Source organism: Larkinella insperata, from assembly GCF_026248825.1.
Classification (GTDB): Bacteria; Bacteroidota; Bacteroidia; order Cytophagales; family Spirosomataceae; genus Larkinella; species Larkinella insperata.
This window is the reverse complement of record NZ_CP110973.1, coordinates 4561786-4585591: the sequence shown is the minus strand read 5'-3', so window position 1 is coordinate 4585591 and position 23806 is coordinate 4561786. Positions and strand designations below refer to the sequence as shown.

The window sequence follows — 23806 nt, the reverse complement described above, 5'->3', positions numbered from 1 at the left end:
GCCAGAACGATTTTAACGCTTGTCTCCTGCACTTACTGCACATTGGCGAACAGGCCAATCGTTTCAGTGAAGAGCGAGACAACGCTACGGAATAATCCCATGGCAGCAAATCAAGGCGTTCCGTAACATGTTAGCCCACGACTACGTCGGTGTTGATAAGCTGATTGTCTTTGAAACGATTCAGACTCGCTTGCCTCAGTTAAAGCAGCAGATTGAACACATTATTCGGGAAATGATCGCTGCTGGCGTATCCGATTTGACGGAGTATCGGCTTTCCAAGGCCAGTACTTATTACAAACATATTGATTTCGATACAATTGTTTAATTATGGACCTCCTCCGATTTATTACCGCGGGCAGTGTTGATGACGGCAAAAGCACGCTCATCGGCCGCCTGTTATATGACTCCAAATCCATTCTGGCCGACCAGCTTGAAGCCATCGAACGCGCCAGCAAAAGCCGCGATGAGGGAGAAATTGACCTGGCCCTGCTGACGGACGGTCTGCGCTCCGAACGCGAACAGGGAATTACCATCGATGTGGCTTACCGGTATTTCCAGACGCCCCAGCGCAAATTCATCATCGTCGACGCACCGGGGCACATTCAGTACACGCGCAACATGGTGACGGGCGCTTCCAACTGCCAGTTGGCCGTGGTCCTGATCGATGCCCGTCACGGCGTGGTGGAACAAACCCGTCGGCATTCGCTGATTGCGTCGCTGCTGGGCATTCCGCACATTGTGGTAGCCGTCAACAAAATGGATTTGGTGGATTATTCGCAGGACGTCTTCTCCAACATCTGCATTCACTACAACGAACTGGCTCAGAAGCTGAATTTTGGCGAGGTGACCTACATCCCGCTGAGCGCCCTGAACGGCGATAACGTGGTGGACAAATCGACCCACATGCCCTGGTACGAAGGCCAGCCTTTGTTGAGCCACCTCGAAACCGTCGTACTTGATCAGGACGAAAACCTGACCGATGCCCGTTTTCCGGTTCAGTACGTGATCCGGCCCCAGACCGCTGAACTGCACGATTACCGGGGGTACGCCGGCAAAATTACCAGCGGTATTTTCCGCAAAGGCGACACCGTGACGGTTCTGCCCACCGGGGAAACCTCGACCATCGACGCCATCGAAATTGCCGAAGCGCACTACGACGAAGCGTTTGCGCCCATGTCGGTTGTTCTGCATCTGGCCGACGACGTGGACATCAGCCGGGGTAACCTCATCGTCAAATCTGACAACCAGCCGATTGTTAGTCAGAACGTCGAAGCGATGCTTTGCTGGATGGATACAAAGGCCCTGAAAGTCGGTAGCAAATACACCTTGCAGCACGGCACGTTCCGGACCCGTTGCGCCATCCGCGACATTGTTTATCAGCTGAACGTCAATACGTACGAAGAAAACGAAGACGTCGAAGAACTCAAACTGAACGATGTAGCCAGAGTGATTATCAAAACGGCGAAACCCATCAGCTTTGACCCGTATACCCAAAACCGGGTGAACGGCGGGGCTATTTTGATCGATGAAACCTCGAATGTTACCGTGGGCGCGCTGATGCTCCAGGGCGAAGCGGAGTAAGACTCACTCTTTTGCAAAATACCAGGCTATGAAAAACGGCCCTGCATACCTTAGCGGGGCCGTTTTCTATTGGTAAATACCCTTTCTGTTGCTACGCCGAGGTAAACATAAATTATAACTAAATGTTATAACCAATAATAAAAAGTAGGACCGCCGTAGCGAATTTAGGAACTCATAAAGAAGTACATTTGTATGTAAACCATACCCTAATGTGCCGGGCTGAACACCGGCCTTTTATTCTAAAGAATACTCTTTCAATTCTATCGACTATCTCACTAAAGCTATATCCTATGTCTGTTCAATTCACCGATAACGTAAGTCCGGTTGCCAAACGCGACATTCTTAACTTGGAAAAAAAGATTGGTGTGTTTGCGGATGGCGAAATGACCGAAGAGCATTTTCGCAAGTTTCGCCTGTCGCGCGGGGTTTACGGACAACGCCAGCCGGGCGTGCAGATGATTCGTATCAAGCTGCCCCACGGTCGCATCACCGCCGACCAGCTCATCCGAATTGCGGACATTTCCGATAAGTACGCCACGGGTAACCTCCACGCTACCACCCGGCAGGATATTCAATTGCACTTTGTCAAACTGGCCGATACGCCCCAGCTTTGGGCCGATCTGGAAGACGCCCGCATTACCCTTCGCGAAGCCTGCGGAAACACCGTGCGGAACGTTACGGGTTCGGCCAACGCCGGTGTTGACCCTAACGAACCGTTTGACATTACCCCTTACGCTTACGCTATTTTCGACTACCTGCTGCGCAACCCGATTTGCCAGGAGATGGGCCGGAAATTTAAGATTTCTCTCTCATCCAGCGAAAAAGACAACGCCTACGGCTATATGCACGACGTAGGGCTGGTTCCGCGCATCAACGAAGAAGGTCAACGCGGCTTTAAAGTGATGGTTGGCGGGGGTCTGGGCGCGCAGCCTTACATGGCCGAAACCGCCTACGAATTCCTGGAAGAAGATAAAGTAATTCCGTTCATCGAAGGCGTTATCCGTGTTTTCGACCGCTACGGCGAGCGGACCCGCCGGCACAAAGCCCGGATGAAGTTCCTGCTGCAGGACATCGGTCTGGACGAATTGCTGCGCCGGGTGGAAGAAGAACAACTGGCGTTGAAAAATAAAACATACGCCATCGATACCCGCCAGGGTTCCGAAAATCTCAGTCTGGAAGCCGCTAGTTCCGTTAACCCCGCCGAACTCTCGACCGACGAACGGTATCAGGCCTGGCTAAAAACCAACGTTTTCGAGCAAAAGCAAAAGGGCTGGTACGCCGTTCAGTTGCGGGTGCTGCTGGGCGATATGCACTCGGATAAAGCCCGGGCGCTGGCGGGTCTGGTGAAACAGTACGCCGGTGACGACATTCGGGTAACGGTTAACCAAGGCTATCTGCTGCGGTTTGTCCGCCCGGAAAACCTGCCCGCTCTGTTTGCCGGACTGGATGCGCTGGAACTGGCGAAACCGGGTTTTGACTCGGCCGCCGACATTACAACCTGCCCCGGTACGGATACCTGTAACCTCGCTATTTCGAGCAGTTACGGCATTACGCGGGCCCTGGAAAAAATGATGACTGCCGAATTTCCGGATTTGATTTACAACAACGATATCAAAATCAAGATTTCGGGCTGTATGAACGGTTGCGGGCAGCACTCGGTGGCCAACATCGGATTCCACAGCAGTTCAGTGAAGAACGGCGCGTACGTGATTCCGGCCCTGCAGGTGTTGCTTGGGGGCGGTTTCAACGGCAAAGGCGAAGGGCTGTTTGGCGACAAAGTTGTTAAGGTACCGACCAAACGGGGTCCCGAAGCGATGCGGATGCTGCTGAACGATTACGATGCCAACGCTTTTGACGGTGAGTATTACAGCGATTACTACGCCCGGCAGGGTAAAAATTATTTCTACGCGTTGCTGAAGCCGCTGGCCGATCTGAAAACGTTGTCGCAGGAAGATTATACCGACTGGGATCACACCGAACAGTTTGTGACCGAAATCGGGATCGGCGAGTGTGCCGGGGTAGTGATCGACCTCGTGGCCACGACGCTGACCGAAGCCACCGACAAATTAAGCTGGGCGCAGGAAGCCTTCAACGAAAGCCGCTGGGCCGACGCCATCTACCATGCTTACAACGTGCTGATTACCGGCGCGAAAGGCGGTTTGATGATGAAAGACATCAACACCAACACCCAGCACGGTGTTGTTAGCGATTTCGACAAGAATTTCCTGGGTGAAGGTTTTCACGAACAGGAAGGCGATTTCAAAACGCTGGTTTTCAGCATCAACAAAAACGAGCCGACCGAAGAATTTGCCCGGTCGTTCATTGCTAACGCCACGGACTTCATTGAGCGAATGAAAGCATACCGTGAACGGCATATCCAACAGAACGGTCTGCCGGAACTGCAGGAATTGGTGATCGCGAAAGACAGCTAAAAAGAAGTGATGAATGATGGAGTAAGCGTTAAAAGTGATTTAACTTTTGACGCTTACTCCATCACTCTTGACTCACCACTTTTTGTTTTTAACTCATTGAAAATGAAATTAACCTTAGTGGGTGCGGGTCCTGGCGATCCGGAATTGATTACGCTTAAGGGGGTGAAAGCGTTGCAACAGGCCGATGTCGTGATGTACGATGCGCTGGTGCACCCCGATTTACTGGACTATTGCAAGCCGGATGCCCTGAAAGTTTACGTGGGCAAACGGATTAACGAATACTCGTGTACGCAGGAAGAAATTAACCCGCTGATTGTGCATTACGCCCAGCAGTACGGTCACGTCGTTCGTCTGAAAGGCGGAGACTCGTTTATTTTCGGCCGTGGGTACGAAGAAATGGAATACGCCCGGCAATACGGCATTGAAACTGAAGTTATTCCGGGTTTGTCGAGTAGCTATTCCGTTCCGGCGCTGGCGGGTATCCCTCTGACCACCCGGGGAGTGAGCGAAAGCTTCTGGGTCGTGACCGGCACGACCAAAACCGGCCAGCTCTCGAAGGATTTGCACCTGGCAGCCCAGTCGACGGCGACGGTGGTCATTCTGATGGGTATGCACAAACTGGCCGAAATCATGACGGTTTTTGGCGGCAGCGGCAAAGCCGACCTTCCGGTTGCCATCATTCAGAACGGCTCCCTGACCGACGAGCAGGTTGTTACCGGAACGGTTTCAACCATCGCTGAACAGGTGGCGGCAGCCCAAATCGGCTCACCGGCAATCATTGTGGTAGGCGAAGTGGCCCGGCTACGCGATCTGCAACTGGATGAACTTCAACAAGCCATTGCGAATCACTGAATAATCAAACAGAACCACTAAATTGGGCGGATGTAACGGGCAGAACTGGTTATATCCGCCCAATCTGTTTCAACAAATGCGGATTGCTCCGACCGCGTTCTAATCAACTTCCCGACAATGAATACCCTCTTCCCTATTTTTCTAAAAATTGAAAACCTGCGAACGCTGGTCGTTGGCGGGGGCTACGTCGGGCTGGAGAAAGTAACGGCGATACTGTCCAACGGTCCCGATGCGCCGGTTACGCTGGTGGCCCCGGAGATTCGGGAAGAGATCAAAACCCTGGCGGATCAGCACCCCAACCTTCAGTTGATTTACGACCGGTATTCGCCGGGGTACCTCGCCAACAACGATCTGGTCATTGTGGCAACGAACGACAAAGCCGTCAACGCGCAGATTCAGGCCGACTGCAAAAGCCACCGGATTCTGGTCAACGTGGCCGATACGCCCGATTTGTGCGACTTTTACCTCAGCTCGGTCGTGAAGAAAGGGGATCTGAAAATTGCCATTTCGACGAACGGGAAATCGCCGACTTTTGCCAAACGGTTTCGGGAAGTACTGGAAGAAATTCTGCCCGATTCACTCCAGGGGACCCTGGACAACCTGCAAACCATACGGAATCGGCTGAAAGGCGATTTTCAGGAAAAACTCGAACGGTTGAATGAGATTACGAAGGTAATGAAGTCCTAAAATTTAGGCAGCAACTGGGAAAGATCCAGGGGTTCTTTCCGGAAAATGAAGACATAAATGAGCCCGGCCAGCACCAGATACATGGCAATCAGCCACTTCTTTTTCTGCTCGAATTCGGCCGGATGGTGGTGGTAATCGTAATACATCGACGCCGACAGCGCCATCACCATCAGAAAAAAGGAGAAAACAGCACAGTCGGTCCGGTAGACGCTCAACTGCTGCATAAAACGGGCTCCCATTACAATATACAGCAGCCAGAAACCGAATCCGGCGCGGTATAAATACATGCTGAGTCGCCTGTCGTTTTTTACGTCAAATAGCTTGTCCGACATGATTGTCAGGAATTTATTTAGGTGAAATTACGTAATTTATGAGAAACAAGCAATTTTGCACCCACTACGTCTATCCATAACGAAAAAACTATGTTAAGTGAGCAACCCAACACCGTTTCTTCCGCAACAAAAACGATGAAAGTGGAGCTGAACCGAGTCGACGACGCGTTTCACTTCGAGGCCACCGGGGTTTCCGACGTTCCCGTCCACATCGACGGGGCGGTTGACATCGGCGGCCATAACGCCGGGGCGCGCCCGATGGAAATGCTCCTGATGGGGCTGGCCGGATGCAGCGCCATTGACGTCATCCTGATTCTGAAAAAACAGCGCCAGGTCATCGAAGATTTCCGCATCACCGTAGAAGGTCAGCGCCCCGCCGATGCCACCCCCGCGCCGTTTCACACCATCCACCTGCACTACATTCTGAAGGGCAATCTGGACGAAGATAAAGCGCGCCGGGCCATTGATTTGTCGATGGACAAATACTGCTCGGCCACGGCCCAGCTCCGCCCCACGGCCAGCATCACGTATTCCCTGACGATTGAGAAATAGATAAGCGAGTAAAGAAAAGAGACAAAAAACAAGAGAGGAAGGAAAAGGGCGCCCAAGTTCTTTTTTCTTTCCTCTCTTGTCTTTTGTCTAAAAGCGTTTTGTTATTTTGGCGTTATGAAACAGTACCATGATTTGCTCCGTCACATTCTGGCGAATGGCACCCAAAAGACCGACCGCACCGGAACCGGAACCATCAGTGTTTTCGGGCACCAGATGCGGTTTGATTTGCAGGAAGGATTCCCCCTTGTTACCACGAAAAAAATACACCTGAAGTCGGTGATCCACGAATTGCTCTGGTTCATCAAGGGCGACACCAACATCCGGTACCTGAGCGAAAACGGCGTCCGGATCTGGGACGAATGGGCCGACGAAAACGGCGAACTAGGCCCGGTTTACGGCAAGCAATGGCGCAGTTGGGAAGGCCCGAACGGTCAGGTAATCGACCAGTTGCAGGATGTGCTGAAGCAGTTGAAGTACCGCCCGGACTCGCGCCGGATGATTGTGTCGGCCTGGAACCCCGCCGATGTCCCCAACATGGCCCTGCCTCCCTGCCACGCGCTGTTTCAGTTTTATGTGGCCGAAAACCGTCTGTCCTGTCAGTTGTACCAGCGCAGCGCCGACGTTTTTCTGGGCGTTCCGTTCAACATTGCCTCGTATGCGCTGCTGACCATGATGATGGCGCAGGAATGCGGCTACGAACCCCACGAGTTTATCTGGACGGGTGGAGACACGCACCTGTACCTGAACCACCTCGACCAGGTCAACCTGCAGCTTTCCCGCGAACCGCGTCCGTTGCCAACCATGAACCTCAACCCGGACGTGAAGTCGATTTTTGATTTTAAATACGAGGACTTCAAACTGGAAAACTACGATCCATACCCGGCTATCAAAGCACCGGTAGCCGTGTGATGGCACAGAGAAATACCCGCCGGTCGGGCCGCGCGGGCTTTGGTTCTTATTTTACGTCAACCGGCTGGTTAATGAAAGGAAACGCAGATTAAAGTCCGTGGGTACGTTTGAGTCGTTCGTATTCGCGCTCGGCCAGGTTTTTTTCATTAAACCCGTGATAGACGCTGAAGTAATGCGAAATCAGACCGATGCCCCAACCCAGCGTGGCCCATATGGGCCACGGGTAAGTACCCCATTTTTCCTGAAAGACCAGCGAAATAACCAGCCAGATCAGCCAGAGAACACCATTGACAAACAGATAGGCCCGCAGATGCATTTTGAAGCCGGCACGAGCTTTCGCCTGCTTCCAAAGATGGGGGTCACGTATGTCCATGTGGGGGTTAGAATTGTTGGGAGAATTAAGTTAGTGAGATTCAAGACATAATCAATACATTAACTTAACTTTTCTTTGCAGTGGCCCGCTAAAAAATCCTGAGTGCTCGTTTGGCCCATAACCCCATTTCCCCAACCCATGTCTAACACCGAAATAATTGATATTCTGGAACTGACGGCGAAATTGATGGAACTCCACGACGGAGATGCCTTCAAGATCAAATCATTCCAGGCGGCCGCCTTTAACCTTGACAAAACCAGCGAGGACCTCACCAGCTTGTCGTTTCCCGAACTGGTGAAACTGCCGGGCGTGGGCAAGTCCGTCGCCGGAAAAGTGCTTCAGATTGTTGAAACCGGTCGGCTTCAGGACCTGGACGATCTGCTGGCCCAAACCCCCGAAGGGGTTCTTGAAATGTTTCGGATTAAGGGCATCGGTGCCAAGAAAATCCGGACCATCTGGCGGGATCTGGGCATCGATACACTTCGGGATCTGCGGCTGGCCTGCGAAAGTGGCGAAATCGCTAAAATCAAAGGCTTCGGCGAAAAAACGCAGCAGGCCATTCTCGACTCGCTGGTTTTTCTGGAAAACCAGACAGGCAAGCTCCGCATGGATAAAGCCGAGGCCCTGGCCAACATGCTGCTGGATGTGTTTGAGAAAGAGTTCAGCCGCGTCGAAATTACCGGGCAGGTCCGGCAGAAAGCCGAAGAGGTCGAAACCGTGCAGTTTGTGGTCAGTACCGCCAACTCAGTTGCCGCCTTTGACTTCCTGAATTCGCTTTCGTACCTCGAACAGAACGCAATCGAGTCCACCCCGTTCGTCTGGCGCGGTCAGGCCAGCGGCTACGAGGTGATGCTCGAAATCGTTACCACCAAACCCGAGCGGTTTGAAAACCAGCTGCTGATGCATTCGGCCGCGGAAAAACACCTGGCAACGGCCGGTTCGACGGGCTGGACCCTGCTCCAGACCAGCATGGCATTTCCCGCCGAAGCCGAAGAAGCCGTTTACCAGCGGGCGGGGCTCCCGTATGTCGTGCCGGAAATGCGGGAAGGCCACAACGAGTTTGCGTGGTCCCAAACCCACAGTCCCAACGACTTGGTTACCTGGGATGCCCTGCGCGGTATCCTGCACAACCACAGCACGTATTCCGACGGCAAACATTCGCTCGAGCAGATGGCGAACTATTGCCGCGAACTAGGTTTCCACTATTTCGGGATTGCCGACCACTCCCAGAAGGCCAGCTACGCGCACGGCCTGGAACCCTACCGCATCAAACAGCAGCACGAAGAAATCGACCGGCTCAACGAGCAGTTCGGCGGTTCGTTCCGGATTTTGAAAGGCATCGAATCCGATATTCTGGGCGACGGTTCGCTGGATTACGACGACGAAATCCTGGCTTCGTTTGATTACGTAGTCGCTTCGGTTCACTCCAACCTGTCGATGACCAGCGAGAAGGCCACCGCGCGGCTGATCAGCGCTATTCAGAATCCGTACACCACCATCCTGGGTCACCCGACGGGACGTCTTTTGCTGGCGCGGGCGGGCTATCCCATCGACTACAGGGCCGTGATTGATGCCTGCGCCGAACGCGGGGTAGTGATTGAAATCAACGCCAGCCCCTGGCGGCTCGATCTCGACTGGCGGTGGATTCAATACGCCGTAGGCAAAGGCGTTATGCTGAGCATCAACCCGGACGCGCACGAAATGGCCGGTTTTCACGACATGCATTACGGGGTGGCCGTTGCCCGAAAAGGCGGATTGACGAAAAACATGACATTCAATACCCTGACGCTGAAGGAAATGGAGGCATACCTCCAAAGCCGTAAGCAACGAATTTAACGACCTTTTCACCCTTAACAAGCGAACCTTATTTCACACGATGTCAACCGCTCAGAAACCGGAAGTCTGGCAGCGCGGGCCTGTTCCCGGTATCCCTCCCCTGCTTCAGCCCGTAGCCCACGCCCTGTTGCAGGCCCGCGAGGAAATAGAAACCCTGATGCACGACTTTCCCACTAATTACCTCTGGCAGAAACCGGCGGGTGTGGCTTCGGTTGGCTTTCATTTACAGCACCTGACCGGCGTCCTGGATCGGCTCTTTACCTACGCCAAAGGGGAAAGTTTGTCGGAGACGCAGCGCACCTGGCTGGCTTCGGAGGGAAAATCATTTGAATCCGACCAACCGGTGGACGACTTGCTGAACCGGTTTCATGCCCAGGTCGACCGGGCGCTCGAACAACTGGCCTCCACCGACGATCAGACCCTGACGGAGTTTCGGGGCATTGGCCGGGCGCAACTGCCTTCCACGGTTCTGGGGCTGCTGTTTCATGCCGCCGAGCACACGCAACGGCACGTGGGGCAACTTTTTGTGACGGTTCGGGTGTTGCTGACGTATCCAAGACTGGATAAAAAGTAAACCGACCATCAACCACCATGACGTACACCATTCCGGACAACACCCGCATCGGCCACATTCATCTGAAAGTCGCCGATCTGGAACGCTCGCTGGCGTTTTACTGCGATCTGCTGGGTTTTACCCTCATCACTACGTACGGCAAAGATGCCGCCTTTATTTCCGCGGGGGGCTATCATCACCACATTGGGCTGAACACCTGGTACAGCAAGAACGGACCACCGGCCCCCGTCCGCAGCGCCGGGCTGTTTCATACCGCCATTCTGTACCCCACGCGCCGGGATTTGTCCGTCGCGTTCCGGCGGCTCGTCGAAGCAAAATACCCCATCACGGGTGCTTCGGACCACGGCGTTTCGGAAGCGATTTACCTCAACGACCCCGACCAGAACGGCGTCGAACTGTACTGGGATCGTCCGCGTGAAGAGTGGCCGCAAAAATCCGACGGTTCCCTTGAAATGTTCACGCACCCGCTGGATCTGGATGCGCTGCTGCGCTTGTCGGCGTAAAAAACGCAGCAGGGCGATTTCGTACAGATCGAAATCACCCTGCTGCGGATGAGTCGTTGTTCTTTATTTTGCCCGCTCGTATTGCGACGGCCATTTCATTTCCGCACCCAGTTCCTGCGCGGCATGAATGGGGAAGTACGGGTCACGCAGGAATTCGCGGGCCAGCAAAACAAAATCGGCCTGACCGCTCGTAATGATTTCGTTGGCCTGTTCGGCCGTAGTGATCAGTCCAACAGCGCCGGTCAGGATACCGGCTTCTTTTTTTACCTTTTCGGCAAACTGCACCTGATAACCCGGTCCGAGCGGAATTTTGGCCCCCGCCACGTTGCCCCCGGTCGAGCAGTCGATGGCATCAACGCCTTTCTCTTTCAGTATCGCGGCCAAAGCCACGGAATCCTCCGCCGTCCAGCCGCCTTCGGTCCAGTCGGTTGCCGAAATGCGGACGAACAGGGGATACTCTTTCGGCCAGACGGTTTGCACCCGTTCGAGCAATTCCAGCAAAAAACGAATGCGGTTTTCAAACGACCCGCCGTACTGGTCGGTCCGCTGGTTACTCAACGGCGACAAAAATTCGTGGAGCAAATAGCCGTGCGCACCGTGCAGCTCAATCACTTTAAAGCCGGCTTCCAGCGCCCGGCGGGTGGCGGCCACAAAATCAGCGTAGACTTTCTCGATCCCGTCGGCGTCGAGTTCCAGCGGTTTGGTTTCGGCGGGAACAAACGGTATTGGGCTGGGCGCTACGGTTTGCCAACCGCGTTCGGCGTCCGGGGCAATCATTTTTCCGCCGTCCCAGGGCCGGTTGTGGCTGGCCTTCCGTCCGGCATGAGCCAGTTGGATGCCCGGCACCGCTCCGTGAGCTTCCAGAAAAGCCGTGATGCGTTTGAGATTGGCAATATGCTCGTCTTTCCAGATGCCCAGGTCGTCAGGCGAAATCCGGCCCTCGGGCGAAACCGCCGTGGCTTCGGTGATGATCAGGCCCGCTCCGCCCACGGCCCGGCTGCCCAGGTGAACCAGGTGCCAGTCGTTGGCAAACCCGTCTTCGCTGGAATACTGACACATGGGCGACACCACAATGCGGTTTCGGAACGGAATGCTTCGTATGGTTATCGGACTAAATAAATCAGGCATAATGGATGTTATAAGGTCATTGGGGTAACCACCGGCCCGGGAAAGGAGTTCAGAAACCCACCGACGGAGCACGTTATTTTCCCTCCACAACGAGCCATTGATAGCTCTCGGGCGCCAGTTCAATTGTAATTTCGGCTTCATACTGTCGGTTCAGCGGATACGAACGGGCCTTGCCCTCGCCCACCCGGATGAATGCGGTATCGCGCAGACCGGTGTAGTACAGCGGCAACTTGATGGTCTTCGTAGCTTTGGTTTTCAGCGGGTTGTAAAGCATCGCCAGCCCCTTTTCTTTGAGCGACGAATTGACGTGCAGGATACCGTCCCAATCCCGACCGTCGGCCCGCCGGAGGTGGATGATGTCGGAGTTCAGAATTGGGCGGTATTTCTTATACCAATCGATGACATTTTTGACAGTCTGCTTCGTCTCTTCGGTGTCGTAGAGCCGGGGGCCGCGGTAACAGGCCTGAACGCCCGCGCCGTAATACTGCATCATCAGTTGTTCGTAATCCGTCAGGTGCTCACTGAGTGGTTCCAATACGGCTTCCGGTCCCCCGCCCTGGTATTTGGTCAGCGGCACAAAGCCCCAGCCCATCGACGGCGTTTTCTCCCAGGTTCCGTCGTAAATGTTCTGCCGGTTCAGAATTTTCTGCTGCTCCCGCGACAACGAAAAATTTACCTCCCGGTAGCCGACCGCAATTTTGTGCGTTCCGTCCAGAAAGTACCAGTCGGGCGCGTTGATATACACGCCTTTTTCGCTCAGAAACCGGTACAAGCCTTTCTGCATTTCCATCTGCACCCACTGCGAATCGTGCAGCCCCTTATGGCCGGGGTGCCTGGTTGATGCGCAGACATCGCCCGGATAAGGGCCGTCGTGTTCCAGCAAATCAAACCCCGTTTCGGTGATGAATTTCTTTAGCTTGGCGAGGTACGCAATGCCCCAGGCGCTGGCCAGACAGGGCGCATGACCGAAAAAAGCGCCCTTGTCAGGCAAGCCGGTTTTGGGGTCGATCACGTCGGTTTCGTCGTCGATCCGGCGGCTGCTGAACAGCGAATACCCGCCGATCAGAATCTTTTTGGAATGCGCATAATCGGCCAGTTCTTTAAACTTACGGATGTTGGCGTCCCCCACATCTTCCATGTTCAATCCGCTGCCAAAGCTCAGAATGACCATTTCGTACCCCGTTTCGGCGCACTGATCAATTACATTCCGGACCACCGCCGGGTCGGTGCTGATGAGGTGCATAAAAATCGGGTTCTGGCTCGTCCAGGGGGCAACGGTTCGGTAGAATTTCCGCCGGGCCAGACCGTTGCGTTCACGGTCGTACGAATCCAGCAGCAGTTCGTAGCTGCGGATGGACACATACGTCTGATTCGGTTCGAGATCGATGCCGACGCCCTGCGTGGGGTACACTTCCAGCAGACAGGGGGTGTCCAGGTAGTAGTTCACCTGCGAGGTGTACAGCGAATCGGTTTTCCAGTGCGTGGCCTGATCCGACAGATCATACCGCATGGCGTTGTTGAACGCAAAGTTGTTTTCGATGTAGATCCGCTGCGGTTTCTTCATCTGATCGGGCTTGCCCACCACCGCCGATTCCTCTTCCGGCGTCGCCAGCACTTCGTTGACCACCTGATCGATGCGGACCGGTTTACCGCTCTTGTTGTCGATCGTTACCCATTTGCAAAGCGTCGGAATGCGGTCGTACAGCGCGTAATGCACCGTTACTTCCACGCCCTGCAATTCCGGTTGGCGGGCCGTAAAAAGGAGTTGCAACTCCTGGCCGGTCGGCGGATTCGGGTTCATGGTCCAGGTCCGGGATTGCGTGGTCAGGCTTGGTTTGAGGGCCGAGGTCCGAAAGCTCCTGTACTGAAAATCGGTGGGATTGGTTTGCAGTCCGTCCAGCCACTCTTCCTTCAGGTACGCGTGTTCTTTCTGTCCTTCCAGCCCGCCAACCCGGTATTTCTTCCCGTTCAGCACCACAAAGGCTTCCGGTTTCACGGACCGGATAAACTGTTCGCTGGTGGTCAGATTGCGGTAATCAACCGTTGCCAGATTGGGACTAACGCGAAACCGGCGAATCAGCAAACCGTTCGCCAGCACCAGTTCTTTCCCCTGGTTGGCCTGGTAGATACCGGCTTTTTGGGGAACGGAATTGACCAGCCAATCGCCGTTGAAAGCCGCGGGCTGGTAGACGGGCAGTGGTTGCTGCTGCGAAAAGCCAGGAGAAGACAGCAGGCAGCCAAGAAGCGATAAGATTTTAAGGTTCATTGGGTTAGGGAAGTCCGGGTGAAGTCTTGAAAATACGGCATCTTGCCCGATATCACCAAACCCAATGAACCGTTTTCGGCCTTAGCGCTCGATAATTTTGATCAGCGAGCCCCGCGCTACCCTGTCGTTGGGCCGCAGGCTGTTGAGTACGCCCAGTTCTTCCAGCCGGTTGGCGGGCATTCCCAACGCACTCATGGCGTCTTTGAACGTTCCGTCCCGCGGTACCGCTTTGACCTGAACGCGCTCGGGTTTACGGTTGATTTTCTCCGAATCGGTCAGCGCCCGAAAGTTTTCAGCCACCGGTCGAAACGACCGGTAAGCGCCCTCAAAATCGTTGGCGGCCGCCAGACCGTGCAGGGCGTATATGGCGTTGTTGTACTGAATTAGCCAGGTGCCGATCTGGAGGGCCGTCCGGGGATCTTGCTGCTGGCCCTGCTGTTGCTGCGCCTGTTGCCGCGAAATCAGTACGTAGGCCGGGTTGCCGTTGATGGTGGTGCGCTGGCTTTCCAGTACGTTCAAACTCAGTTCCTGCGCCAGGGTCTTGGCGGCTTCGTCGAGGTTGTTGCCTTTGGCCAGCATCAGAATCATGGCCGACTTGCCGTCTTTGGGCGCCATCTGAAACTGCGAGGGCGAGTTCTGGTGCTGCCAGCCTTTGGGCACCGGAAACTGAAAGCGCAGCTCCGGATGGTAAAACATGTCATTTTCGACAAAACCCTGCCGGGGGTCTTCGCCGTACAGGATTCCGTCGATCATGCGCAGATACCGATCCCGTTCCACCTGATAATTGCCTTTGTTCTGCTGCTGGTAGGCGGTGGCCATCTGGTTCACCTTGGTATTGCGGTTAGCCGGATCGGGGTGGGTCGACAGGAAATCCGGCACCTGCTGGCCGGCGTTGTCGGAAATGCGTTTGATGGTGGAGAAGAAGTTCGCCATCTGGTGCGCATCGTAGCCGATTTTGCTCGAGTATTCAACGCCGATTTTGTCCGATTCCGACTCGTGATCGCGGCTGTACTTGAGCATAAAAACCTGCAGGCCCTGCTGAAGCGCGTCCAGATTCTGGCCCAGCTGCGGCACCAGGATGGCCCCGCCGATCATACCGAGGGTTCCAAGCAACTGACCGGTTTGCTGCCGCGCCGAATGCCGGGCCGTGATGTGCCCGATCTCGTGGCCCAGCACCCCGGCAAACTCCGCTTCGTTGTTGAAGTGGGCCATGATGCCCCGCGTGAAGTAAACGTAGCCGCCCGGCACCGCAAAAGCATTCACCACCGGCGAATCGACAATGTAAAACTGGTACGGCAAGTTGGGGCGGTGCGAGATCTGGGCCATCGCCTTGCCCTTCTGGTTGATAAAATCATTTAGTTTTTTGTCGTCGTACAGCCCCATGCTGGCGACAACCGACGGATGCGATTCTTTACCGACGGCAATTTCCTGTTCGGTCGACATCAATGATAGTTCGCGCTTCCCGGTGACCGGATTCCGAGAGCAGGCCGAAAACCCGAGCAGCACACTCAGAGCGAGCGCGCGGTACCCAAATGAATTCCTCTGATTCATGGCTTTGTGTGAGATGGTTGACAGTATGTTGTTTCGACAACGGCCTTTCCATTGCCCGGACTGACAACAAAAAGACGGCGCCTTACGCCTTAGAACTATCAACCTACCCCGTTTTGTTTGCCTTCTGTCAATTGCCCTGCGTAAATTTTGACTGATTTATACGGCAAATCGGCTTATCTTTGTACGTACACTGTCAGGCATTTTGCCCGCACTGTAGCCCAAAAGTGCCTTAAATCGCTCAAGTATGAAACTTCTCTTCTTCACTCCTATCCTGTTATCGCTGGCCGTTGTGGGGTATTCGCAATCCAAAGCCGTCAGGAAAACGGCGGGTCAGCCAACGCCGGGCGGATACGTGATTTCTGGCGCGCTGAAAAATGCCGCCAATCGAAAAATCATCCTGACCGAAAACTCCTTTTACAAAACCAAGCAACAGTCCGACACCGCCACGGCCAACGCCAAAGGGCAGTTTACGTTCAGGGGCAAGCTCGACGAAGTGGCATTTTACGGCCTGAGCGTGGAGGGCAAACCCGGTCGGCAGTACTTCTACCTGGAAAACGCCCCCATCACGATCCGGGGGAACGCCGACTCGCTCTGGGCCCTAAAAATAACCGGCTCGAAAGAAGAAAACCTGCGGCAGAAGCTGGAAAAGATGATGACGGATACGGCCATTACCAACCGGTATAAGCGGGCCGAACTCAAATACGGCAACGCCAGTGCCGTCAACGACGCGGCCGCGATGCAGGCAGCCCTGCAAGAGCGCGAAGAAACCGTAAAGCAGGATCAGATCCGGTTTAAAAACTTTATTGCGGCTCACCCCAACAACGCGGCCAGTGTTAACGTGCTGGGCGTTCTGATCAGCATGAACGATTTGGCGGGCGCGGATAGTATGCTTACCCGACTCGAAAGGATGCCGATTGGCAAGTCGTTGCAGGCTCAGTTTTTCCGGCAGCAAATCGACGTGATGAACCGGCTGAACGTGGGTAAAATGGCCCCGGATTTCGCGCAAACCGATACGCTGGGCAACGTCGTGAAGCTATCGTCTTTTAAAGGCAAATACGTGCTGGTTGATTTCTGGGCGAGCTGGTGCGGCCCCTGCCGGGAAGAAAATCCGAACCTGGTGAAAACGTTCAAAACGTTCAAAGACAAAAACTTTACGATTTTCTCGGTATCGCTCGACAACAACCGGCAAAACTGGCTTACCGCCATCCACAAAGACCGGCTCACCTGGGCGCACGTGAGCGACCTGAAAGGCTGGAAAAACGAAGTAGCCCAGCAGTACGGCGTCAATAGCGTGCCGGCCAACTTCCTGCTCGATCCCACGGGTAAAATCATTGCCCGCAACCTTCGCGGGGCCGAACTCAGCAAGAAAATCAGTGAATTGCTTCAATAACGGTTGAGGGCATACGGCTTACGGCGGGCGGGGTTTGTCGCTTCCAGCACCGTCAACCGGATGCCCTCTGTTACCGCTTCACCGGCAGGTAAATGTGGAAAGCCGCCCCGTTGCCCAGTTCGCTTTCTGCCGTAATTTTCCCGGAGTGGTTCTCGACAATTTTTCGGCAGAGCGCCAGACCAATTCCGGTTCCGCTGTAAGACTTCGTGTGGTTCAACCGCTGGAAAATCGTAAAAACCCGCTCGGCGTATTCCTGCTCAAAACCAATTCCGTTGTCTTTCACCCGGATGTAGACGTACGGAAGGTCCATTCGAAGGCCCTGGATCTGCGCTACCTCCTCGGCTGACAGAGACTGGGAGGTGATTTCAATAACGGGCTCGGTCGCCGAAAACTTCAGGGAGTTGCCGATCAGGTTTGAAAAGAGCTGGCTCAGGTGCATTGGAATGCCTTCCACCACCGGCAGATTCGACCGCCGGATTACGGCCCCTTTCTGTTCAATCATAAGCTCAAAGTCCGACTCCACTCCCGCCAGAATCTGATTCAGATCGGTTTCCACGAAGCGCTCGGCGGTGTTCGACAGGCGGGAATAGTTCAGCACCGACTTGATTAGCTCCCCCATGCGCTGGGCCGACGTACTGATTTTGTTTAAATACTGCCCCGACATCTCGCGATCCGTCAGGTTGAGGTGAAGCAGTTCGGAAAACGACTGAATCTTACGCAGCGGCTCCTGCAAATCGTGGCTGGCGATGTAGGCAAACTGCTCCAGCTCGTGGTTGGTTTTGATCAGTTCCTGGTTGCTGCTGTGGAGCTCGAGGGTGCGCTGCTGCACCATTTGTTCCAGTTCGTCGGCCACTTTTTTCTGGTCGTCGATGTCGGTGCTGGTTCCAATCCACCACTGAATGACGCCCTCACTGTTTTTCATCGGCACGGCGCGGCTCAACTGCCAGCGGTATTCGCCGTCGTTCCGCCGAAACCGGTGCTGAAACACAAAGCTTTCGCCCGTTTTCACGCTGTTCATCCAGGCATCAACGGTAGCCTGCCGTTCGTCGGGATGCACCAGCCGCAGCCAGTTGTGACGCTGGACGTCTTCGGCCGATAACCCGGAAAAATTGTACACCGACTGGTTGAAATAATTCAGGGCACCCGACGGCTGGGCCGCCCAGACGAACTGCGGCATGAAATCGGCCAGCAGCCGAAATTGCTCGCGGCTTTCTTCCAGCGCCTTTTTGGTCGTGTTTTCGGGCCGTAAATCCCGCATTACGGCGCCAACGGCCAGCGGTTGCCCCGTCAGCCGGTCGTCAATCCGGAGGCAGTTGTTGTACAGCGGAATGATTTCGCCCGTCTTGCGGTTTCGGGCGGCAAACTGCCCCGACCAGCGGCCGGTTGTCATCACCGTCGGCAGGATTTGGGAACTAACAAATTCCAACTGTTCCGGCGTGTGAAGGTCCGCAATCGGAACCTGCGTAACGTCCTGATCGTCATCAATCCCCAGCAATTCCCGCCCGGCTTTGTTGATGTACGTGTTCCGGCCGTCCAGCCCCAGCACCGACATCAGATCGACGCTGTTTTCAACCAGCGTCATCAGCTTTTGCTGTTCTTCGCCCGCCCGATACTCTTCGGTGTAGTCCTGCAAGGTGCCGTTGAAGCGAACGGCCTTTCCGGCGTCGTCGAAAACAGCTTTCCCTTTGGCTTTCACCCGGCGCTTTCGTTGATCAGCGGGATTAACGATGGTGTATTCGATGGCGTAATTCCCACCGGAAGACGGCTGCAAAGCCGTTTCAATGGCTTCAATCACCCGTTGACGGTCTTCATCGGCAATGGTTGCCAGGGCCAGCGGTAGTTCTATTTCCGCATCAGGAGCCAAGCCAAACCACGACTTCAGCCGGTCGTTGCCCGTAAATCGGTTGGTTTCCGGATTCAGGTCCCACGTTCCGAGTTCGGCCGCGTCAATGGCAAACATCAACTGGTCTTTGCTTTCGGCGATGCCTTTGAGGTTGGTAACCTTTTCCGTTGTTTCCGTGCAGGTCGCCAACACCCCGCCTACGGCGCCGGATTCATCGTGCACCGGGCTGTAACTGTAGGTCCAATACGTTTCTTCGAGCTGGCCGTTGCGGTAGATCGAAAACCGTTGATCTTCGTTCCAGGTGGCTTCCCCGCCCGCCATGATCTGGCTTATCAAGGGCTCAATGGTCGACCAGATTTCCGGCCAGAGGTCCACGGCCCGTTGCCCCAGGGCCGTGGGGTGCTTGCCAATCTCTCCCAGACTGGGCCGGTAGGCATCGTTGTAAAAACAGATCCGTTCGGGTCCCCAGAACAGAAACATGGGGAACTTGGAATGGAGAATAAGGCTTAGGGTGGTGCGCAGGCTTTGCGGCCAGCGCTCGATGGGTCCCAGCGGATTCGTCGACCAGTCAACCGTGCGAATCAACTGCCCCATTTCACCACCGCTGGCCAGAAATCGGTAGATCGGTTGAAGGGTATGTGTTTCCATGAAAAGTAGATTCAGGCCATTGGCCGATCCAGCAGCAGATTTGCCAATCGGGTCGTCAGGGTTGAAATCAGCGGAGGCTTGGTCAGAAAATCCGAAGCACCCAGCGCTTTGGTTTCCTGAATGTCTTTCGGCTCCGAGGATGTCGAATAAATAATGATCGGGATGTGTTCGATCCGGGCAATTTTTTTCAGCTCAACCAGGCACTGTTTCCCGTGCATCCGGGGCATGTTCAAATCCAGAAAAATATAGTGGGGCAAGAAATTCTCTTCCTGACGCAGTTTCTTCAACGCTTCCCCGCAATCATCAGCGACCACACAAGTCAGGCTCGGGTCAACTTTTTTTAGGGCCAGCGCAAAAAGCTCCTGATCATCTTCATCGTCGTCAATTAAGAAACAAGTAACGGGTTCTTTCATACTAGGAGATGGACGTGTAGGGTATTCTCTGCGAAGATATTAAACATTGTTGATGAATTAACCAACGTCTTTCATTTACCAAAAACTTTCTAACTTACCGTCCTAAATGCAGAAAACCGTATCTTTTCTGTTTTGTACAACACGTTGTTCCTTTACTCACTACTCTTTATTTCGTTAAAAAATGCACCTTCGATCGCAGGAATGGTTTGGCCGCACCGGAAAAGACGGTTTTATCTACCGGGCCTGGATGAAAAACCAGGGTTTCCCCCACCATTTGTTTGAAAACAAGCCGGTTATCGGCATTTGCAATACCTTCTCCGAGTTGACACCCTGCAACGCCCACTTCCGCGATCTGGCCGAAGCCGTGAAGCGGGGCGTCTGGGAAGCGGGGGGCTTTCCGCTCGAATTCCCGGTGATGTCGCTGGGCGAGTGCCAGATGAAACCGACCACCATGCTGTTTCGTAACCTGGCCAGCATGGACGTGGAAGAATCCATCCGGGGCAACTCGATGGACGCTGTGGTGCTGCTCTGCGGGTGCGACAAAACCACGCCCTCGCTGCTGATGGGGGCGTGCAGCGTCGACCTGCCCACGCTGGTGGTGTCGGGCGGCCCGATGCTGGCCGGCAAATACAAGGGTCGCAACATCGGTACCTCCGACCTGTGGCGGTTTGCCGAAGCCAACAAGAAAGGCGAAATGTCGCAGGAGGAATTTGTGGCCGCCGAAGCCTGCATGGCCCGCAGCCAGGGGCACTGCGCCGTTATGGGCACGGCTTCCACGATGGCGGCCATGGCCGAATCGCTGGGGCTGGCCCTGCCCGACAATGCCACCATTCCGGCGGCCGATTCGCGCCGGAAAGTGCTGGCTCACCTGGCCGGAATGCGGGCCGTAGAGATGGCCCGGCAAAACATCCGGCCCTCCCAGATTCTGACCCGGCAGGCGTTTGAAAATGCCATCATGGTCAACGCGGCCCTAGGCGGATCAACCAACTTCATCATCCACCTGACGGCCATCGCCGGGCGGATGGGCGTGGATTTGACACTCGATGATTTCGATAAACTATCGGCCAAAATACCGTTGCTGGCCAATTTGCAGCCGTCGGGCGAACACTTTGTGGAAGATTTGTTCTACGCCGGTGGCCTGCCCGCTATCATCAAGGAACTGAAGCAATTCCTGCACAACGACGCCATGACCATCAACGGGCGGACGCTGGGCGAAAACTGCGCCAACGCCGAATGCTACAATCCGGAAGTCATTGCGTCGGTCGACCAACCGTTCAAGCCCGAGTCCGGCATTGCCGTGCTGCGCGGTAATCTGTGCCCCAACGGCGCGGTACTGAAACCGTCGGCGGCCTCGCCCGAACTGATGCAGCACACGGGCCGGGCGGTGGTTTTCGAGAACATTGACGATTACAAAAAGCGCGTTGACGACCCCGATCTGGACGTTGACCCGTCCTGCGTGCTGGTCTTGAAAAACGTCGGGCCCAAAGGCTACCCCGGTATGCCGGAAGTGGGCAACATGCAACTGCCGGCCAAGGTGCTGGCGCAGGGCGTCCACGACATGGTCCGGATTTCGGACGGACGCATGAGCGGCACGGGCTTCGGAACGGTGGTGCTGCACGTTTCGCCGGAAGCCGCCGTGGGGGGCAACCTGGCGCTGGTACAAAACGGCGATATGATTACACTGGATGTCGACAAACGGCTTTTGCACCTCCACGTCGATGAAGAAGAACTGGCCCGCCGACTGGCGCACTTCCGACCGCTTGATCTGGGGTACGACCGGGGCTATACGAAGATGTACATTCGCCACGTACTCCAGGCCCACGAAGGCGCAGATTTCGACTTCTTACAGGGCGGTTCCGGACCGGTCGTGAAGCGCGATTCGCATTAATAGTTAAATTATACCGCAGAGTCAAGCGGAGCTTCTGATTTACTCCGCTTAACTCTGCGATACAACTCCCCTTACACCCCTTCTGCCACCTTCTTCATCTTCTCCAGACCGGTTTTTGCCACCACCAGCGCATCCTGGGCGTAATAGTCTTTGTTGAAGAGTTCCAGCGACAGCACAATGGTTTTGCCGGGCGTTTTGATTTGCTTCAGTGTTTCGCGCACCGGCCCGATACCGTCGCCGGGATACACGCGGTCGGCGTCGACAATGGTTTCGCGGGGCGGGTTGGTGGGGTAATCGTTCAGGTGAAAGACCTCAATACCGGGTTTGCCCACCAGCGGCAGACTCGCCGGACTGGAGCCGCCTTTGTAGAGGTGGTAGATATCCAGCAGAACCCGCGCCGACGGATGGCCACTCTCAATGGCGACAAACATCACCTCGCTGAGTTTATTCATATTCTTTGAACCACCCCACAATTCGAGTTGGGGCACAACGCCGGTTTTATCCCCCAACTCCAGGATGGTCCGGTAGCGTTCGGCGGCTTTGCGCAGGTCCAGACCGGGTTGATTGGTTGCGCCCATCGGCGGGGCCGCCGTGCGTTTGCAGCCAATTTCGGCCAGCAGGTCCATCTCCTGTTTGAGCTGATCGACGCCTTTGGTGCGGGTCGTTTCGTCGTCGACAATCCACTGGGCAAACCCGATGGCGTTTTCAACTTTCAGACCCAGATCACCGAGCAGCTTGCGAACATCGGCGGTTTTATGGGTTTTCAGGTAATCCTGAAAGGAGTTCATCCAGATTTCAACGTGCCGAAAACCGGCTTTGGAGGCCACTTCCAGTTCCTTCACAAACCCGAGATTCTGGCCACGGATCGTGCTCACGTTCAGCGCGTAGGCAAACGGTGGCGGATCTTTCGCCAAGGGGGCGGCTGACGGTGCAGATGCGGACAAAACGGCTCCGCCAGTCGTGGCGGCTAAAGCAGCAAGAGTCTGACGACGGTTCATGCAAGGTTTTGGAATAATCGTTTAAAAGCGAAAAATACAGAATTATCGGCAAATCCGACACGTGAAGTGAGATCGGAGACAAAAGAAGGCAACGCTCCTCTTTTCCCGTTTCTTATTTCTCTCTTCATTCATCTGGTTAGCCACTCAGCCAGTTCCTGCCACGAAATCAGGCCGATGGCCACCACCGCCAGCACCAGACCGATCTGATTGATGATCAGCAGTTTTTCTTTAAAGAAAACCGTGGCCGACAAAGCCGCAACCAGAATGACGCCGATGTTGTAGAGCGGATACACAAACGCACCGTTGCCGCCAAATTGCGAAAGGGCCAGAATGAGCGTATAAAAACTCAGGAAATTGGGCACTCCGAGCGTGACAGCCCCCACCAGATTCTGCCGTTTAATCACTTCTTTTCCCTGAATGGCGCGAAACGCCAGCATCACAAACCCGGCGGCAATGGCGCCCAACACCATTGTCAGCGTCACCTGCAGAATTTTGTCGGACGACGAAATGTAGTGAATGTTCATGTAATTGATCATCGCGTTGGTGGTTCCGTACAGCAGAAAAACCGCTACCGGCAGCAGCGTATTCCAGCCCAGCGTCCGGACGGTCTGGCCTTCTTCCTTCCGAAACGTACTCAGCCCAACGGCCGCTACGGCCAGCACCAACCCCATGTAATTCAGGGCGTCGAAGGACTTGCCGCCCGTCTGAAACACAAATAGGCTGAAGCAAACCGGCACCACCAGCGACATGTTGTTGGCCAGCGACGTGGCCGTGATGCCCATCCGCTGCGTCGAAAGGCCCGAAAGAATGAACGTAATGATGAAACCAACGCCCAGACCGAGTGCCAGCCACGTCCAAGTTTGGGAGAAATCAATGGAAAAAGGCTGGCTCTGGGGCATCAGCAGGAAACCGGTCAGGAAGCAAACCGGGTAGTTAAACACAATGGCCTGAAACGTATTGACCTGGTAGCGCGGAAAAATGCGGAAGTTGAGCAGCAAAACCACCGAAAGCAGGATGCTCAGGGACAGAAAAAGCATGGTTGGGGAAATG

20 protein-coding genes and 1 pseudogene are annotated in these 23806 nt (G+C 54.8%); 12 read left to right on the top strand and 9 right to left on the bottom strand.

The window, feature by feature from the left end; genetic code table 11:
• Positions 1–88: 88 nt before the first annotated feature.
• The 5 genes and pseudogenes from OQ371_RS18600 to OQ371_RS18580 all read left to right on the top strand — a co-directional run.
• A pseudogene (locus OQ371_RS18600) lies at positions 89–325 on the top strand (HepT-like ribonuclease domain-containing protein); the annotation flags it as partial.
• Between the two features lie 2 nt (positions 326–327).
• On the top strand, positions 328–1581 hold the full coding sequence (locus OQ371_RS18595; RefSeq protein WP_265989734.1) for a sulfate adenylyltransferase subunit 1: 1254 nt from the start codon (positions 328–330) through the stop codon (positions 1579–1581).
• Positions 1582–1871: 290 nt separating this feature from the next.
• Complete coding sequence (locus tag OQ371_RS18590) at positions 1872–4013, top strand: ferredoxin-like domain-containing protein (protein WP_265989732.1); 2142 nt, start codon at positions 1872–1874, stop codon at positions 4011–4013.
• A 102-nt stretch (positions 4014–4115) separates the two neighbouring features.
• Complete coding sequence (gene cobA / locus OQ371_RS18585) at positions 4116–4865, top strand: uroporphyrinogen-III C-methyltransferase (protein ID WP_265989730.1); 750 nt, start codon at positions 4116–4118, stop codon at positions 4863–4865.
• Positions 4866–4982: 117 nt separating this feature from the next.
• Positions 4983–5552: a precorrin-2 dehydrogenase/sirohydrochlorin ferrochelatase family protein gene (locus tag OQ371_RS18580; protein WP_265989729.1), complete on the top strand. Its 570-nt coding sequence runs from the start codon at positions 4983–4985 to the stop codon at positions 5550–5552.
• Here the strand turns inward: OQ371_RS18580 and OQ371_RS18575 are convergent.
• Positions 5549–5839, bottom strand: a complete 291-nt coding sequence (locus OQ371_RS18575; protein ID WP_374761422.1) for a hypothetical protein — start codon at positions 5837–5839, stop codon at positions 5549–5551. The two genes, OQ371_RS18580 and OQ371_RS18575, sit on opposite strands and share 4 nt — an antisense overlap.
• 135 nt (positions 5840–5974) lie before the next feature.
• On the opposite strand from OQ371_RS18575, the gene OQ371_RS18570 reads away from it, so the two are divergent.
• Together OQ371_RS18570 and OQ371_RS18565 are read left to right on the top strand one after the other, a co-directional pair.
• A complete protein-coding gene (locus OQ371_RS18570) occupies positions 5975–6436 on the top strand; it encodes an OsmC family protein (protein WP_265989727.1) in 462 nt (153 codons plus the stop codon).
• Positions 6437–6550: 114 nt separating this feature from the next.
• A complete protein-coding gene (locus OQ371_RS18565) occupies positions 6551–7345 on the top strand; it encodes a thymidylate synthase (RefSeq protein WP_265989726.1) in 795 nt (264 codons plus the stop codon).
• Positions 7346–7433: 88 nt separating this feature from the next.
• Here OQ371_RS18565 and OQ371_RS18560 read toward each other — a convergent pair whose 3' ends face one another.
• A complete protein-coding gene (locus OQ371_RS18560) occupies positions 7434–7718 on the bottom strand; it encodes a 2TM domain-containing protein (RefSeq protein WP_265989725.1) in 285 nt (94 codons plus the stop codon).
• Between the two features lie 138 nt (positions 7719–7856).
• On the opposite strand from OQ371_RS18560, the gene OQ371_RS18555 reads away from it, so the two are divergent.
• From OQ371_RS18555 to OQ371_RS18545, 3 genes are read left to right on the top strand one after another with little or no spacing between them, the layout of a single operon-like run.
• Positions 7857–9554 (top strand): DNA polymerase/3'-5' exonuclease PolX, encoded by a 1698-nt coding sequence (locus tag OQ371_RS18555; RefSeq protein ID WP_265989724.1) that lies wholly within the window; start codon positions 7857–7859, stop codon positions 9552–9554.
• A 40-nt stretch (positions 9555–9594) separates the two neighbouring features.
• On the top strand, positions 9595–10128 hold the full coding sequence (locus OQ371_RS18550; protein ID WP_265989723.1) for a DinB family protein: 534 nt from the start codon (positions 9595–9597) through the stop codon (positions 10126–10128).
• A 17-nt stretch (positions 10129–10145) separates the two neighbouring features.
• Positions 10146–10631 carry a VOC family protein gene (locus OQ371_RS18545; protein WP_265989722.1) on the top strand — a complete coding sequence of 162 codons (486 nt, stop codon included), beginning with the start codon at positions 10146–10148 and terminating at the stop codon, positions 10629–10631.
• Between the two features lie 63 nt (positions 10632–10694).
• On the opposite strand, the gene OQ371_RS18540 is transcribed toward OQ371_RS18545, so the two are convergent.
• The 3 genes from OQ371_RS18540 to OQ371_RS18530 form a co-directional block, all read right to left on the bottom strand.
• On the bottom strand, positions 10695–11759 hold the full coding sequence (locus OQ371_RS18540) for an NADH:flavin oxidoreductase/NADH oxidase (RefSeq protein ID WP_265989721.1): 1065 nt from the start codon (positions 11757–11759) through the stop codon (positions 10695–10697).
• A gap of 73 nt (positions 11760–11832) precedes the next feature.
• Positions 11833–14025, bottom strand: coding sequence for an alpha-galactosidase (locus OQ371_RS18535; protein WP_265989720.1), 2193 nt, complete (start codon positions 14023–14025; stop codon positions 11833–11835).
• Between the two features lie 81 nt (positions 14026–14106).
• A complete protein-coding gene (locus OQ371_RS18530) occupies positions 14107–15576 on the bottom strand; it encodes a M48 family metalloprotease (protein WP_265989719.1) in 1470 nt (489 codons plus the stop codon).
• Positions 15577–15820: 244 nt separating this feature from the next.
• On the opposite strand from OQ371_RS18530, the gene OQ371_RS18525 reads away from it, so the two are divergent.
• Complete coding sequence (locus OQ371_RS18525; RefSeq protein ID WP_265989718.1) at positions 15821–16966, top strand: TlpA disulfide reductase family protein; 1146 nt, start codon at positions 15821–15823, stop codon at positions 16964–16966.
• Between the two features lie 70 nt (positions 16967–17036).
• Here the strand turns inward: OQ371_RS18525 and OQ371_RS18520 are convergent, their stop codons facing one another.
• Together OQ371_RS18520 and OQ371_RS18515 are read right to left on the bottom strand one after the other, a co-directional pair.
• Positions 17037–19457 (bottom strand): PAS domain-containing sensor histidine kinase, encoded by a 2421-nt coding sequence (locus OQ371_RS18520; protein WP_265989717.1) that lies wholly within the window; start codon positions 19455–19457, stop codon positions 17037–17039.
• A gap of 11 nt (positions 19458–19468) precedes the next feature.
• Positions 19469–19870, bottom strand: coding sequence for a response regulator (locus OQ371_RS18515; protein WP_265989716.1), 402 nt, complete (start codon positions 19868–19870; stop codon positions 19469–19471).
• Positions 19871–20051: 181 nt separating this feature from the next.
• Between OQ371_RS18515 and OQ371_RS18510 the strand changes: the two genes are divergently transcribed.
• Positions 20052–21758 carry an IlvD/Edd family dehydratase gene (locus tag OQ371_RS18510; RefSeq protein WP_265989715.1) on the top strand — a complete coding sequence of 569 codons (1707 nt, stop codon included), beginning with the start codon at positions 20052–20054 and terminating at the stop codon, positions 21756–21758.
• A 71-nt stretch (positions 21759–21829) separates the two neighbouring features.
• Here OQ371_RS18510 and OQ371_RS18505 read toward each other — a convergent pair whose 3' ends face one another.
• Together OQ371_RS18505 and OQ371_RS18500 are read right to left on the bottom strand one after the other, a co-directional pair.
• Entirely contained in the window at positions 21830–22756 is a 927-nt protein-coding gene (locus OQ371_RS18505; RefSeq protein WP_265989714.1) for a sugar phosphate isomerase/epimerase family protein, read from the bottom strand.
• 128 nt (positions 22757–22884) lie between these two features.
• Complete coding sequence (locus OQ371_RS18500) at positions 22885–23793, bottom strand: EamA/RhaT family transporter (RefSeq protein ID WP_265989713.1); 909 nt, start codon at positions 23791–23793, stop codon at positions 22885–22887.
• Positions 23794–23806 lie beyond the last annotated feature (13 nt).